Below are 15192 nucleotides of genomic sequence, written 5' to 3'. Positions count from 1 at the left end.
GCTAATGAATCAAAAAAAATGCCCATACAAAAGAAGCAGCCCAGGTTCTACTGTTATTGGATTGCAAAAAAGCAGCCCCGGCTGCCCGGAGCTGCTTATCATATCGTCTATTTACCTTTATTTTAATGCTTTGGACAGTTTTGTGAAAATAACTCCTAGTGCATATGCCCCTGCATCTGGATAACCAATGCTGCGATCACCTACGGTTCCGGCTCTTCCCATGCGGGCAGCGATAGCCTCGGTTTGCTTCGCACCATCCACAGCAGCCTCAGCAGCTTTAATAGCTGCCGTCTTGATATCGTCACCGCTTCGAGCACTCTGTTTCCAGGATTCAGCATATGGAACCAGAGCATCAATCAATGTCTTGTCTCCTACAACTGCACCTCGGCCAAACGATCTTTCACCGGTATCTTGAATCCCTTTGACCGCAGACTGCATCATGTCGGCAACTTCGTCAACGGACAGCGATTGCTTATTATTAGCATATTTACTGGCTGCTCGGAACGCAGATCCCCAAATCGGCCCGGATGCTCCTCCGCAGTGCTCCATAATAACTAATGAGCAGGCATCCAGGAAACTGCCAATATCGCTTGTACTATGGTCTAAGATATCGCTCCACTCCGCCTTTAATTGCTTGAACCCCTTGGCAACGCTCATGCCAAAATCCCCATCTCCAGCATGGGCATCCAGCTCGCAGAATGGCACTTCATTCTCAATAATAACTTCACTCATTTCATCAACCAAATATACGATATTGTGCAGGGACAACTGATTATGTTCAACAATTGCGCTCGATGGATGTGTCTCGTTCTTGTAAGATACAAGCTGGTTGACCTTTTGAATATGCTCAACTTCTGTGTAGTTCACTGCTGAAAAAGGCTCCTGAATCACAAGCGCGGGTGTATGGCATGGTTCAGACAGCCATTTCTTAAGCGTAGAATCAAGCTTCAGGATCGTAACCGATGCTCCGGCCATATCGATACTGGTCATGTAATTGCCTACAAAGCCCTTATAAACCTTTTTATTCCTGGCCACTAATTCACGAGTTACCGAGTTGTTCAGCAAGTACAATTCTTGTAATGGTGTGCCGCCGAATCCATTGATCAACACCGCTACTTCTTGCTCCGCGTCATCCATCTGCAAGCTGTCCAACAGGGACGTCACCATCCGATGGGCTAATTCATCTGCTGATACAGCACTCTCTCTTTGAATACCAGGTTCGCCATGAATGCCAACACCATATTCCATTTCATAATCAGCAATCTGAAACGTTGGCGTTCCCTTGGCAGGAACGGTGCATGAAGTCAGAGCAAAGCCGATACTTCGGGTGTTTGCGATAGCATGCTCAGCCACTTCCTTAACTTCACGCAAGGATAACCCGGCTTCTGCAGCGGCTCCCGCAATTTTATGAACTAGAACCGTACCAGCTACACCTCTTTTTCCTACGGTATAAAGACTGTCCTCTACGGCAATATCATCATTGACAATCACAAAATCAACTTCAATGCCATCTTCACGGGCAAGGTGAGCCGCATTTTTAAAATTCATCACATCTCCGCTGTAATTTTTGATGATCAACAATGTTCCTTTGCTGCTTGCAGAGTTGCGAATCGCTTGATAAACCTGAATTTGGGACGGAGAAGCAAACACATCCCCGCAAACGGCCGCATCCAGCATCCCCTTCCCTACGAAACCGGCATGTGCGGGCTCATGCCCGCTTCCGCCGCCACTGATTAATGCTACCTTATTCTTATTCATCTCTATTTTGGATATAATTTTATATTTGCTGTTAAATGCTAATTCAGGATGCGCCAGAACTATGCCGTTGCACATTTCCCGCACAAGCGTTTCAGGTTGATTGATGATTTTCTTCATCTTATCCCTCCTGACTCTTTTTAAATTCACGTCCGATCTGATCTGCAACCTTAATAGCAGCTGCTATAGACTTTTCGGTAACCACAAATGGCATCGAATGAATGGACTCCTCCGGAATGCATGCTTTTTTCCCTCATTCACAATTGTTTACAAATTTGAATGGCTTCATCCATAGTTAATTGCAGCACTAGCTTACCAAATATTTCCGATGTAATGATAATTCTATCTCATCAAGCTCTAGTTGAATGGTTCGACTTTAATTATACATGACAACGAACTTAAAAGCTCTTTTCTACCTTATTCATAACATACCTTCCTCCTTCTTCCTGGAGTACAATGCTATTTTGCATTAAAAAACCTTGACGCCTGAATGAAAGTATCATTGGCACCAAGGTTTTTTGTGGGCATAGTGTGGATTATGTTGTAATCTCGGCCTTAAATATCATTATGCTTATCGTCTGTAATCGTCAGTTCGGCCGAATTGCTCTCCTGTGAGCTGCCGCCAATCAGTATAGCCACCCGGCAAGGTTCCACGGCAAATCTCATCTCCCGGTTCCAGATGGCGAGCTCCTCCCGGCCCAAGCTAAAGCTCACCGTCCGCTGCTCGCCCGGAGGGATTTCTATTTTGCGGAAAGCTTTCAGCTCGGCTAAGCGCCGGGTAATGCCAGACTCGCGAGCCCGGATATACAATTGAACCGTTTCCGCTCCATTTCGATCCCCGACATTTTTAACACGAACCGTGGCTGTAATCCGGCTGCCTTCCTCCAGCTCTGCTGTAGTAACTTCACTCCGGGACAAGTCGACCTCCCCATACTCAAATGCCGTATAGCTTAATCCGTATCCGAAGGGATATAGTGCCGCTGATGGCATATCCACATAAACACGCGGCCGGCCCGGATCCTTCTGGTTGTAATAGACGGGAAGCTGCGCCGCCGAACGCGGCAGGGAAACCGGCAGCTTGCCGCTCGGATTCACCTTCCCGAACAGAATTTCACCGATCGCCCTTCCTCCCTCCATGCCAGGATACCAAGCGCACAGTACGGCATCGCTGATGTCCTCAATACCAGACAGTGAATGCGGCCGGCCTTGAATAATTACGGCAACTACCGGTGTGCCGGTTGCGGCAATCGCCTCTGTCAGCTGTCTCTGAATGCCGCCAAGCGTAAGCTCCGCAAGATCGACGCCTTCGCCGCAGTCCATTTCGGACGCACTGCCTTCCGAGACGATCGCTGCCCCATTGCTGTCGAAATCGCCGCCGAATTGGCGAGCGCTGCTGCCGCCGAGCACTAGTACGGCGACATCCGCGCCTTTGGCTGCCTCCACCGCTTCATCCAGGCCCGCCGTCGATGTATCGCGAATGCCGCAGCCCCAGGCGTGAACGACCTCTACGCCTTCCGGGGCGCACATGCGGATACCTTGAAGTACCGTTGTTCCGGTACCTTTACGCTGAACGCTCGTGTAATCGCCCAGCTGGTTATACAGCCGATCTGCATTAGGGCCGATTACCGCAATCCGGCGCAATGCTCCAGCTTCGCCGAGGGGCAGCAGATTGCCCTCATTCTTCAACAGCACCGCCGATTCACGCGCGACCTGTAAATTAATCTGCTTGAACTCCGGCCGGCCAACGACGGAAATCGCGCGCAGCTTCTCCGTATAAGGACGGTCGAACAGGCCAAGCCGAAACTTAAGCATCAGTACGCGGCTTACCGCCTGATTTATCAGAGCCTCTGACACAAGTCCCTGCTGAACGGCCGCTTCCAATGTAGAAAAGGATTTATCCCAAAGGCTTAAATCCACCCCGGATGATAACGCCAACGCCGCTGCAGATTCATGGCTGCCTGTCAACGTCAGCAGCCGGTCAATCGCGCAGCCATCCGCCATCACGATGCCCTCGAACTTCCATTCCTCGCGAAGAATGCCCGTGAGCAGCCCCTTATTCGCATGACAAGGAATGCCGTCGATTTCGTTATACGCTGCCATGAAGCCCGCCGCTCCAGCAGCCATCCCGGCCCTCGCTGCCGGCAGATGAATCTCGCGCAGCTCACGCTGGCCGATTGCGGCCGGCCCTGCATTGCGGCCTCCTTGCGCTGCTCCCTGTGCGCATAAATGCTTAAGAACGACGGCAACCTTATCCGGGCCTGCCAGCCCGTCCGGCCCATCTCCCTGCATCCCGCGGACGGCGGCTTCCGTGAAACGAGCGGCTAAATGCGGATCCTCGCTGAAGCATTCCTCGGAACGTCCCCAGCGGGGATCCTGCAAAATGTCCAGTGCGGATACAAGACCGATATGCGCTCCGCGGCTTCTAATCTCTGCAGCCACATTCGCGTATGCCTGCTGCATCAGCGCCGGATTCCAGGTCGAGCCTACTGCGAGATTGACCGGAAGAAGCGTCCCGTCCAAGGCCTGATGTCCGTGCGGGCATTCCTCCGATAACAAAACGGGAATGCCCAGCCGCGTGTTTTCCATGACGTACCGCTGCACCATGTTTGCTGCTTCTGCGCTTTCTGCGGCAGTGATGCCGTTTTCATAATTGACGCCCGACCAGGGGTCGCTGCGAAACAGTCCGTATAGCGCCCCCATGCCTCCCCCGAAAGCAACCTCTTGCTTAAAGGCTTCTGTAAGCGTAAATCCTTCCTCATGACGGACGTAGGCTTCCCACCCATACATCCGCTGATTTAACTGTCCCACCTTCTCCTTGAGATTCATCCGGGATAGCAAATCCTGCACCCGTTCCTCTAGCGGGACGGAGGGCATCTTGTATTTTTCCATAACGTGAGTCACCCCGCCTATGCTCTAATTTGACTTATTCGCTTCCTTGCTGGCACTAAGCCCGCGATATTCTTTTGGCGTCATGCCCGTATACGATTTAAACACAGATACGAAATATTTATACTCCTTATAGCCGACCTTATCCGAAATTTCGAACACCTTGTCATGGGTCGTGGCCAGCAGCTGTTTGGCGTGGTCAATCCTTGCCTCGTTCATGTATTCCGTGAAGCCTTTTCCCGTACTTTGCTTGAAAATATAACTGAAATAACTCGGTGTAATCTTCAGCCACGAGGCCACCTCGGAAGCCTTCAAATCCGATTGGTAATGCTCGCTCATATACTTCTTCGCCTTCTCGATAATCCAGTAGGATTTATCGATTCCCTGCTTATCGATCAGCTTCAATAATTGCTGTACCTCATCCAGCACTAAAGTTTGAAGCCCTGCATAGGAGTTATAAACATTCAGATTGGGCATAACATTATGCCCATAGTCCAAATCGGTCATTCCGCTTTGGCGAAGCCGCTGGCGCAGCAATGCAAACAGCTCCTCATAAATCTTCACAATGTCCGGCAGCAGAAAGGCCTCTTCCCGAAAATATTGAAACATCGAGGACACCAACGTCTTCAGTTCTTCCTGATCCTGCTTAAATAAGGCGGATACTATTCGCTGTACCATGCCTGCAATATCATAATCCGGCATGATCCGGTTCATTCCGATTTTGTCCCTATACTCCGGTAGAAGGAGTTGAACGCCTTCCAGCACGTAATAGGTTAAAAGAGCATTCGCTTCCGCGCAGTAGATCGACGTGTCAGCAAGATTGTCATAGGGCAATGAAGCGCCGCAATACAGGCCGGATTCCCTATGCATCGGCTCTACCACGGATGCGAGTAGTTCATCCCATGCCCTGCGTTCAAGCCGTGTATCCGATGACGCTAACGTAATCAGCAAGTTCTCTTGTCTAAAAACGGATACCAAACGCAGATCCACGCGTTGCAAACGAGCGTGAAGCGTACGAATCCAAGCATCTTGAATCGCTTTATATTGGTCAGGCGGCATAGTTCCGTAACGTTCCTGGAAGTTTTCGAGCTGCGTGGCCAAAATACGGAATTGAATCCCATGCAGTGAGGCTGGCGCCTCCTTGCTGTAACCCAATCCGTGACGAGCCATATCGAGCAGCCATAGCTTGGCCTCCTCCGACGCTCCTTCCTGTTCCCGTTGATGAATAACGGCTACGACCTTGCTCACTACCGCGGTCAATTCTTCAATATCTACCGGCTTGAGCAAATAATCGCTGACACCCAGCCGAATCGCCTGACGGGCGTATTCAAAATCCTCATAACCGCTAATCATAATGACGCGAACCCTCGGAAACCGCTGCTTCAGCTGCTCGGCAAGCTGCAGTCCATCCATGCCTTCCATCCGAATGTCGGAGAGCAGGAAATCTACATCATGCTCCTGCACAAGACGCAGCGCTTCCTTCCCGTCATACGCCTCCCCTATAACCTCCACGCCAAGCTCATCCCAATTGATCGTACAGCGAAGTCCCTCGCATATCACAGGCTCGTCATCCACAATCAGCATTCTTACCCGTCTGTCATTTGGCTTCCACTTATCGCTCATACCGCTCACCACCAAGCTTATCGGTCATTTCTCGGGGCAGTCTGAGCCGCACCCACATTCCTTTGACCGAATTATTTATGACCTCCAAACCGTAATCTTGTCCGAAAAATATCGACAGTCTTTCGTGAATGTTACTCATGGCTCCCTCCCTGCTGCCGGACTTTCCTCCGTTTTGCAGCGAGTTGCGAACCTCGTCTTCCCTGGCGGGAGCCATTCCTTTCCCGTTGTCGATCACATCGATCCAAATTTCATCCGCAGCCGTATAGCATCTCACCTTGATTTCGCCAAATTCTTTTTGACGATCAAAGCCATGCTTGATGAAATTCTCTACCAACGGCTGAATCGTCGCCTTGAGCGTGACCGCATCCTCAAGATCCGCCTCCGTATACAGGGAATATTTCAGCCTGTTTCCAAGGCGCCGCTGCTGCAAATATAAATACGATTGGGCAAATTCCAATTCCTTGCGCAGCGTTGTCTGATAACTGCCATTGTTCACACTGGAGCGAAAAAACTTCGAAAGCATCTCAATCAACTGGCTGGATTTAGACGCATTTTCCAGACGCGCCGTCCAGCGGATCATGTCAAGGGTGTTATACAAAAAGTGAGGATCCATCTGGTTCTGCATCAGCTTCAGCTCGGATTCCCTCTCACGAAGCTCCAGCTTGTATTTATGGTCAATCAGCTGCTTGATCGTGAATACCATTTCGTTAAACTTTCGGTTCAGCTCGGAAATTTCATCCTGGGAATTCACAGGTACACGGGCATTGAAATCCCCATGCATCACTCGGTTCGTTTCCTTCTTCAAACGAAGAATCGGCAGAATAATCGTATAATGAAAACCGATGAGCGCTGTCAGCCCGAGCAGTAGAATGGCGGTCAAAATAACCACCATGATCACTTTAACCGTACGGAATTCCTCTGCCACGGTCGCTTCCGGGATCATAGCGATCACTTTCCAGCCTGTATTCTCGACTCCTTTGTACAGCGCCAAATAATTCTCGCCCTGAATAGGATATGTGACGAAGCCGCTTTTGCTGGCAACCAGATTGTCCAGTAAATCTGCATCTGGAATGAAATGATCTCGCACTTGGTGCTTTGATCCGAGAACAAGCTGGCCCTGATCCCCGACAATGAAAACCGTTCCCGCTTCATCCTTGAATATTCCTTTTTCCAGCAGCTGGACGATGCTTGCCTCATCCATGCGTATCGTTAGCCTGCCTAACGGCTTCGTAATTTGACTATAGGAATTGAGAATTCGGAACATGGATATAATCCTGACATCACCGTACCAGTCGCTATCGAGGTTATACCCTTCCGTCCAGACGATGCCTCCTTTACGGGCATCGGCTTGGCGCTCCCATTTCGCCTCATCTCCGCTGAACGGTTCTCCCATTTCGATAAAGCTGCCGTTGAACCCGGATATTTCAATCGAACGGATATAGCTTCTCGACATGAGCTGAAACGTAAGAAAATCTTCGATGTTTCGCTTGAGATTCGCTCTCTGTTCACTATTCAAAGGCGGGGCAGGGCGCAGGAACGCCCGCATGTCCGGACTGAGAATAAGATAGTTCGCAATATCCTCGACCATTTTGGTCTGCTCGCCAAGCTGATTGGTCACATTATCCAAATTGCGTTTCGTAGAATTGATGAACTGCTCTCTTAAAACCTGATTGAATTTATACTGTACAACGACACCGACGCCAAAGGTAGGCAGAATGACGAAGAGCAGGAATATGACAAGCGCTTTTCGCTTTAAGCCAAAGTTGCCGAGGAATCTTCCCTTGCTTGTCCCCATAAGCTGTTCTCCTCCCTGCGCTGCCTTCGGTTGACCTTATTTTTGCTTAGCCCTTCACGGCCCCTGCCGTCATGCCATTAACCAACTGCTTCTGCAGCAGCAAATAGAAAATAATAATCGGAATCAGGGCGATCGTCAGGGCAGCCATTTGCAAAGTAAGGCTTGCCGTTTCAATGCCGACAAAGTTGGAAAGCCCGAGCGGCAGCGTCTTAAACTCCGCTGAAGTAATTAAAACGAGCGCGAACAAATATTCATTCCAATTGTAAATAAAATTCAAAATAATGACCGTAGCAAGGGCTGGCCTCGTAATCGGCAAAATGATGGACCAGAAAATTCGGTATATTCCTGCTCCATCCATCACGCCCGATTCCTCCAGGTCTTTAGGGAATCCCCTCATGAAGCCCTCCAGAATAAAGACGGTCAACGATAAATGAAAAGCTGTATATGGTAAAATCAGCGACAAATAAGTATCGATTAAATGAAGCTTCTGCATGATCAGAAAGATCGGAATCAATGTGGCATGGATCGGAACGAGCATGCCGAGCAGGAATAATCCGTAGGTTAGCCCGCGAAGCTTGAATTTAAACCGGGATAAAAAATAAGCGGCCAATGCCCCCAAAAGCACCGTAACAACCAAGGAGACGAAGGTAACGAAAATACTGTTGAAAAAATACACATCCATATTGGCTACCTTCCATGCCTGGACGTAGTTCGAGAATTGAAGATCGGTCGGGAGTGAGAACGGATTTGCCGCATACTCCTGCTCCTTCTTGAAGGAATTCACCACCATCCAAAAAAGAGGAACTATATTCATAATAGCGAACAGGCTCAAAAATGTGTATGCGAATAACTGGAACAGCCCAGACTTCTTCTTCATAGCATATGCCTCCTTTCTTTAAGCATCTTTCTCTCTGCCTAACCGATTAATCAGGGTAATAACGATGAGACTGAACAGCAATATTAGAATGGAAACGGCGCTGCCGTATCCGTAACGCATATTCATGAAAGCACTGTTATACATGTAAATCGTCATAACCTCGGTCTGATGCGCCGGACCGCCGCCCGTCAAAATCTGAATCAAGTCGAACACCCTGAAAGAATTACTGATGCTGTACACAACGCACACCATAATCGTGCTCCGAACCATTGGAATCGTAATCCGCATCGTTCGCTTGAATCCGGTCGCTCCGTCCAGTTCAGCCGCTTCATTGACTTCGTCAGGGATATTTTGCAGAGCGGCCAGAAAAATAACCATATACAACCCGCAATTTTGCCAAATATACGCGATACTGATCGAGAGCATCGACCATTTCACATCGCCAAGCCAATTCTGCTGCCAGCTCTCCAGGCCGATGATCCCCAGCAGGTTGTTCAGCATGCCGTATTCCGTGTTGTAGATCATTCCCCAGATCAGGGATACCATCACGGAGGATATGACGACAGGCATAAAGCCGATTGTCCGGAAAAATCCGGAACCTTTAAGTCCGCGGTTCAACAGAAGCGCCAGCAGCAAACCAAGCGGAAGCTGACCGATGAGACCTGTGACCATAATGATGACGTTATTTTTTACAGACAGCCAAAAGGTGTCATTGCTCAATATTTTTACGTAATTATCGATGCCGACGAACGCCATCGAGCCGATACCGTTCCAGTTCATCACGGAATAGTATAAGGACAACCCGATCGGAACGATGGCTATACCCAAGTAAATTAACAATGCCGGGAATAAACCGAAAAATATCGCCAGCTTCGTTCCTCTTAATGTTTGCATCAGGGGTTCCTCCTTTGTTCTCGTCTTGCTTTCAATCCCGATGAATGAAGAAAACCCGGGATTCGGGTTTTCTCACAACGTCGGATTTGAACGACAGAATGCTATGAAATCAAATCAATCCGCTTCTAATTCATCGTGTCAAAAGCTTCCTGAACTTCTTTGGCCAGCTCCTCAGGCGTTCCTCTACCCACGGTCAGCGCCTGCAATCCGTTTTGCAGAACATCGACCACCTGTGTCGGAATAACGCTGTCAAATACCGGAGCAGTTCCGTTGCCGGTCAATTCCAGCATTTCTTTCAAATATTTACTCGCATCTTCCGGAACGTCCACTTTCGCCGGAACTACAATTCCGTTGCGAATCAATTCTTTATATAGATCCTCGTTCACGAAGAACTTCATAAACTCTTCGGCAGCCTGCTGCTTCTTCTCATCCAATCCGCTCTTGAAGGCTATACCGTATTGAACTACGCCAGCACTTTTAACCGGATCGCCCTTGCCGCCTTCTACGCTCGGGAATAAGGCAATGCCGAACTTGTCCCCTTGATCGTTATTAATACGCACTCTTCCGTCAACCGTTGAGGAGGAAATGTGCATCGCTGCTTTTCCTTGGATGAAATAATCCTGGCCTTGTACGGAGTCCATGTTGTTGGCATCCGTATTGAAGGCTCCCAGCTTGGTCAATTCATCAATGACCGAAAGCGCTTTTACAAATTCAGGATCAGTAAACTTCGCTTTTTTCTCCAGCACGGCCGGGAGAAAATCACTGCCCGTATAACGATCACCGATGATGGAGATATAAGAAGACTGGAGCGGCCATTGCTCTTTATTTCCTAGAGAAATCGGAGTAATTCCCGCTTCCTTCAGCTTCTTCACCGCGTCGATGAATTTGTCGTAGGTATCCGGGAATTGATCGTAACCTACCTGCGCAAACATCTCTTTGTTGTAGTAAATAATATCTACGAAGGTTTGCTTCGTCGGTACGGCATACTGCTTGCCGTCGACATTAAACCCAGCCAATGCGCTATCCGGCAAGATGGAAGTCCAGTTATCCATCAAGTCATTGATCGGCTCCAATAAATTACCTGCTACTAGCGGATCCAGATCCGCCCCAGGCCATACGACGTTAATATCCGCCAAATTGTTGGCTGCCGCCAGCGTCCGCAGCTTGGTTTTGTACTGCGCTGCCGGGACACCGTCCTGTTTGATCTTGATATTCGGATGCTGCTGCTCAAACTCAGCGATCCGAGCCTTGTAGACTTCATTGTCCACGTTCGGGGAAGTCCATGGATGCATCATGTTCAAAGTAATGATCTCCGCTTCCGCCGCTCCGTTGTTGTTCTTCCCTGCCGCATTGTCCTTGCCGCAGGCCGCTGTGATCATCACGAGCATCGCGACCAGACCGAGAAGCACCGCTTTTTTGCCTTTGTTTGTTTTTCCCATAATCAACCCTCTTTTCTAATGAATGAAAAACTAGTTGCCATATAACAGACATGAGCTTTTTGTCTTTATCTGTTATACATTTAGTATAAAAGCGTTTTCATTCGGACTATATCCCATAAATCTTCGATTATATCCGATTTATTCATCTGATTTATACGAAAGCACCGGATACAGTTCAGAATTAAATATTACTCTGGTTCATTCAAAATATAATTCACCAAATCGTCCAGCGGCACTGTGGCAAGCGCGATCGCCGTATCCGTAACGCCGTAATAGATATAGAGCAAGCCATCCTTGACTACGTTGCCTGTCGGGAAAATGACGTTCGGAATTTGATAACCGAATTTTTCATAGTACGTTTCAGGCTCCATAATGAAGTTCTTCGTTCTGGCAATGATTTTCTCTGGATTATCCAAATCCAGCAGCATGGCTCCTACCCGGTAAACGACGTCATCATCCACGCCATGATAAAGCACGAGCCAACCGCGGTCGGTTTTTACCGGAGGTGTAGAGCCGCCGATTTTTCTCGATTCCCAGGCCATGTTCTCCGCCTTGGCGAGCAGCTTCGGCTCCTCCCAGTGAATCAAATCCTCCGAATATGTGATCCACATGGCCGCTTTCTCGGTGCCATACGCCTCACCCACATACTCCTCTGGACGGCGCAGCAGCACATATTTTCCGTTAATTTTCTCCGGGAAGAGAATGTTGTCACGGTCATTAATGTCCAGCGGCGTCGTATCCGCAAGAAACTCCCAATCCACGAGATTTTTGGAGGTTACAATCGAAGAGCGGGTCAACCAATGCCCTTCCTCCTCGCCCCATCCATCGGGATACTTCGGAATGGAGCGTTCCGGGATTCCCGCGCCTGTAGGATAGTAGCTCATTGCACAAGGCCGGAGTGCATAGTTCATATAAAAAGTATCGTCTATTTTCACAATCCGGGGATCCTGCACGCTTCCGTATGGAAAACCGAGCATGTCCGGGGTAACAATAGGCTCGTCCTTCACATGCGTAAAGTGTACTCCATCCTCGCTTTCCAGAAGTCCTAAAAAGTTCTTGCAAGGCGTAAGCGAGCCTGCCGTACGCTCAATCATGTAAAACTTGCCGTTGTCGATAATTACCGCGGGATTGAATACGGTGACTTTCCTCCATTCATATCCTCCCGGAACCACAATCGGGTTATTCGGATGTCTTGTAATTTTCATCGGTCTGCCTCCTTATGAAAGCCCTTTATATTTGTTTATAGTGGTATTATAGACCGGGACTACGGCACAAAATATCCCACAAACTTTCGAAAACATCTGAATAATGCGGGTATTATTTTTTGAATAGTTGCTTTATATGAGAACGCATTCAACGGCATATAAAAAAGGCTGCCCTAGCGGTGGTAAACCGCACCCAGGGGCAGCCCTTCAAATGGAGGAAAGTCAATTACACGTCATAATTCACGATATAATTTTGTAGTTCTGTATTGTAATATCCGACACTAAATTCTGTAATCTTACCGTGTTCATCATAGGAATAACGCGATCTCTTGAGCAGAGGCATTCCTTTGCCGCTGAGCTGCAAAATCTCTTCTGCCTCCGGCGGAGGAGCGGCTACTGAGAATTCATCTCGCAGCCTGTCAAGAGAAATATTGTGCTCCTCCAATAGCTCATAAAGCGATCGAGCGTTTAAATCGGAAAGCTTCAATTTGCCCAAAACCATGCTCAAATAATGCGTATAGTAAATGTAAGGCTTGTCATCAAGATAATAAACCCGCTCAAGCTTAAAGCATTGTTCACCGAACAACTCGTGCAGCTCCGTGTCAGCTTCAGTGCGGATCGCTTCTGCACGCAGCCACTTCTTTTGGATTTGATGTCCCTCTTCCACCAAAATTTCCGTGAAGTGCTTCCATTTCGACAGCTTGGAGGCGGCCTTGTTGCGAATCACCTTGGTGCCTTTTCCACTGCCTCTTTCAAGATAGCCTTCCTGAACAAGCTCCTGAATCGCGCCCCGAACGGTAATTTTACTCACGGAAAATTCCTGCTCTAATTGCGGCTCAGATGGAATATTCTCCCCTAGAGGGTAAACGCCGTGCAGGATCCGATCCTTCAAAATATTTTTAATTTGCAAATATAGCGGTTTATCCTTTCTGGACAAGCTCACTTCTTTCCACTACCTTTCTATATCGCCAACGGACTTCGTCATGGCCCGCAGAATTTCCTCTTCAGTTGCCATTGGGGTATCGCCCGATACCGTATGCGCCAGCATGCCTGCCGTCGCGGCAAAGGCGACTGTCTTCTCCGGCGGGAAGCCCTCCAGCTCGCCATGAACAATCCCGCTCGTAAAGGCGTCCCCGGCTCCTATTCTATCATAGACAGAAAACGTCAGCATATCTGAAAAAGAAAAGCTCTGATCCTTGAACAGAAAGCCGCGTAAGGAATGCGAATTGTCGCTGTGGATCGCACGATGGGTTCCCGCTATAGCCCGAATCTGGTAATGCTTCGCAACGGCTGGAATCAGCTCCTTAAGCTGCTCCTCGCGCTCTTCCTTCTCCGTCTTCATCCCCAAAGTATAGATTGCGTCTTTCTCATTCATCATGACGATGTCCGCCAATTGCAGCATCTCCTCGTAATGCGGCTTCGCCCTGGCATATCCGCCCTCGCCCCAAAGGGACGGACGGTAATTGCAATCGAAAATAACGAGACCGCCCTGCTGCTTCACTGCCCGAGCCAAAGCTTTCATATGCTGCCTTACGCCATCATTCATGGCCAGGCTAATGCCGCAGAAATGAATTGCGTCAATTGCCCGGGCAATATCGTCATAATTATACACACCAGCAGGCGCTGTATTGAAGCTGCTTTCCAAGCGATTACTATAGGTCACCCGGCTTGGCCTGACGCCGAATCCGTTCTCTAGAAAATACATGCCGATATAATTTCCCCCTCTTAAAATAAAAGAAGAGGAAATCCCTAGCTTGCGTAAATACGCTGCGGCAGCATCCCCGAGCGAATTGTCCGGCAAACGGGAGACCAGCCCCCCCGTATGTCCGAATCGAGCCAATGCCGAAGCGATATTCACCCCGGTGCCGGAAAAGGTGTACTGCAACGTGTTCCCCTGTGACAGCAGGTCATATCCGGGCACCTGCAGACGCATCATGACCTCGCCAAAAGCCGCTATCCGTTTAGGCATACCTATCAGCCAACTTCTTCATTATTGCCAGCAGCTCGCGAACATCCCCGGTATTTGTCTTTCCGGATGCTTTGTCAATAATCGAAGAGTAGACGTGTGGGATGACCTGCTGAACTCCTGCGTCCAAAGCGATCCGCAAAATAGGCTCGAAATTGTCCATATCGATGCCGCCCGTCGGTTCGAGGGCAAAGCCTTCCTCTGCGCACGCCTTAGCAACGGCGCGGAATTCTTCTTCCCGGCTCAGCCCCTCCATCGGAAAATATTTCAGAGCATTTCCGCCCATATCCCGAACGAGCGAAATCGCCGATTGAATCGGCACAATGGCCGGCTCTGTGCCTGCCGCGCTAATTGGCCCTGTCGAGATATTCACGTAGCCTGCCCGACCCGTTGGTGATACCAAGCTGTTAATCCAGCTGTCCTTCTGCCCGAGATTCGCACGGGTAGCTCCAACAGCAGGAAATACCTGATTAATATGGCTGCCGGGATAATGCTTGGCGATTTCCGCTACGACAGCCGCCTGGCGGTTATCGCCTGCACCGAGTCCAATCGATACCGCTTCATCGATTTCCTGACCATATTGCTTCATAGCCGTTACTGCTTCTTCCACCGTCGCATAATCCTTGGATAGTACGCCGACCAGCACATATCCTTCCGCAGCTTCGAAGATCTCTTTAGCATTCTCAACATCTTTGGCCAGCACATTTAATGCGACCCGGTCTTTATAGAAACGTTTGGCGATCTGTGACATA

At 49.1% G+C, this 15192-nt stretch carries 11 protein-coding genes and 1 pseudogene; all 12 read right to left on the bottom strand.

The window, feature by feature from the left end:
- Nucleotides 1–117: 117 nt before the first annotated feature.
- Nucleotides 118–1875: a dihydroxyacetone kinase subunit DhaK gene (gene dhaK / locus ACE3MQ_RS04520; protein ID WP_379391079.1), complete on the bottom strand. Its 1758-nt coding sequence runs from the start codon at nt 1873–1875 to the stop codon at nt 118–120.
- A 1-nt stretch (nt 1876) separates the two neighbouring features.
- A pseudogene (gene gldA / locus ACE3MQ_RS04515) lies at nt 1877–2005 on the bottom strand (glycerol dehydrogenase); the annotation flags it as partial.
- 305 nt (nt 2006–2310) lie between these two features.
- Nucleotides 2311–4644: a glycoside hydrolase family 3 N-terminal domain-containing protein gene (locus tag ACE3MQ_RS04510; RefSeq protein ID WP_379391077.1), complete on the bottom strand. Its 2334-nt coding sequence runs from the start codon at nt 4642–4644 to the stop codon at nt 2311–2313.
- Nucleotides 4645–4668: 24 nt separating this feature from the next.
- Nucleotides 4669–6264, bottom strand: coding sequence for a response regulator transcription factor (locus ACE3MQ_RS04505; protein WP_379391075.1), 1596 nt, complete (start codon nt 6262–6264; stop codon nt 4669–4671).
- Nucleotides 6254–8059: a sensor histidine kinase gene (locus ACE3MQ_RS04500; protein WP_379391073.1), complete on the bottom strand. Its 1806-nt coding sequence runs from the start codon at nt 8057–8059 to the stop codon at nt 6254–6256. The genes ACE3MQ_RS04505 and ACE3MQ_RS04500 overlap by 11 nt, the downstream gene beginning before the upstream one ends.
- Before the next feature lie 46 nt (nt 8060–8105).
- Nucleotides 8106–8936, bottom strand: a complete 831-nt coding sequence (locus ACE3MQ_RS04495) for a carbohydrate ABC transporter permease (RefSeq protein WP_379391071.1) — start codon at nt 8934–8936, stop codon at nt 8106–8108.
- 18 nt (nt 8937–8954) lie between these two features.
- Nucleotides 8955–9830 carry a carbohydrate ABC transporter permease gene (locus ACE3MQ_RS04490; protein WP_379391069.1) on the bottom strand — a complete coding sequence of 292 codons (876 nt, stop codon included), beginning with the start codon at nt 9828–9830 and terminating at the stop codon, nt 8955–8957.
- Between the two features lie 125 nt (nt 9831–9955).
- Complete coding sequence (locus ACE3MQ_RS04485; protein ID WP_379391067.1) at nt 9956–11269, bottom strand: extracellular solute-binding protein; 1314 nt, start codon at nt 11267–11269, stop codon at nt 9956–9958.
- 188 nt (nt 11270–11457) lie between these two features.
- A complete protein-coding gene (locus tag ACE3MQ_RS04480) occupies nt 11458–12474 on the bottom strand; it encodes a glycoside hydrolase family 130 protein (RefSeq protein ID WP_379391065.1) in 1017 nt (338 codons plus the stop codon).
- Nucleotides 12475–12700: 226 nt separating this feature from the next.
- A complete protein-coding gene (locus ACE3MQ_RS04475; RefSeq protein WP_379391063.1) occupies nt 12701–13417 on the bottom strand; it encodes a GntR family transcriptional regulator in 717 nt (238 codons plus the stop codon).
- Between the two features lie 9 nt (nt 13418–13426).
- On the bottom strand, nt 13427–14443 hold the full coding sequence (locus ACE3MQ_RS04470) for a sugar kinase (protein WP_379391061.1): 1017 nt from the start codon (nt 14441–14443) through the stop codon (nt 13427–13429).
- Nucleotides 14436–15191, bottom strand: coding sequence for a 2-dehydro-3-deoxy-phosphogluconate aldolase (gene dagF / locus ACE3MQ_RS04465; protein WP_379391059.1), 756 nt, complete (start codon nt 15189–15191; stop codon nt 14436–14438). Before dagF ends, ACE3MQ_RS04470 begins: the two co-directional genes overlap by 8 nt.
- Nucleotide 15192 lies beyond the last annotated feature (1 nt).

It is taken from the genome of Paenibacillus lentus (assembly GCF_042714055.1).
GTDB classification, from domain to species: domain Bacteria; phylum Bacillota; class Bacilli; order Paenibacillales; family Paenibacillaceae; genus Fontibacillus; species Fontibacillus lentus_A.
The sequence above is the reverse complement of the archived record's forward strand: the minus strand, read 5'-3'. Positions and strand labels throughout refer to the sequence as shown.

Coding starts and splice junctions, on each gene's coding strand:
- dhaK (WP_379391079.1), bottom strand. CDS start 1,875: ATGAAGAAAATCATCAATCAACCTGAAACGCTTGTGCGGGAAATGTGC.
- ACE3MQ_RS04480 (WP_379391065.1), bottom strand. CDS start 12,474: ATGAAAATTACAAGACATCCGAATAACCCGATTGTGGTTCCGGGAGGA.
- ACE3MQ_RS04505 (WP_379391075.1), bottom strand. CDS start 6,264: ATGAGCGATAAGTGGAAGCCAAATGACAGACGGGTAAGAATGCTGATT.
- ACE3MQ_RS04510 (WP_379391077.1), bottom strand. CDS start 4,644: ATGGAAAAATACAAGATGCCCTCCGTCCCGCTAGAGGAACGGGTGCAG.
- ACE3MQ_RS04495 (WP_379391071.1), bottom strand. CDS start 8,936: ATGAAGAAGAAGTCTGGGCTGTTCCAGTTATTCGCATACACATTTTTG.
- ACE3MQ_RS04470 (WP_379391061.1), bottom strand. CDS start 14,443: ATGCCTAAACGGATAGCGGCTTTTGGCGAGGTCATGATGCGTCTGCAG.
- ACE3MQ_RS04490 (WP_379391069.1), bottom strand. CDS start 9,830: ATGCAAACATTAAGAGGAACGAAGCTGGCGATATTTTTCGGTTTATTC.
- ACE3MQ_RS04485 (WP_379391067.1), bottom strand. CDS start 11,269: ATGGGAAAAACAAACAAAGGCAAAAAAGCGGTGCTTCTCGGTCTGGTC.
- dagF (WP_379391059.1), bottom strand. CDS start 15,191: ATGTCACAGATCGCCAAACGTTTCTATAAAGACCGGGTCGCATTAAAT.
- ACE3MQ_RS04500 (WP_379391073.1), bottom strand. CDS start 8,059: ATGGGGACAAGCAAGGGAAGATTCCTCGGCAACTTTGGCTTAAAGCGA.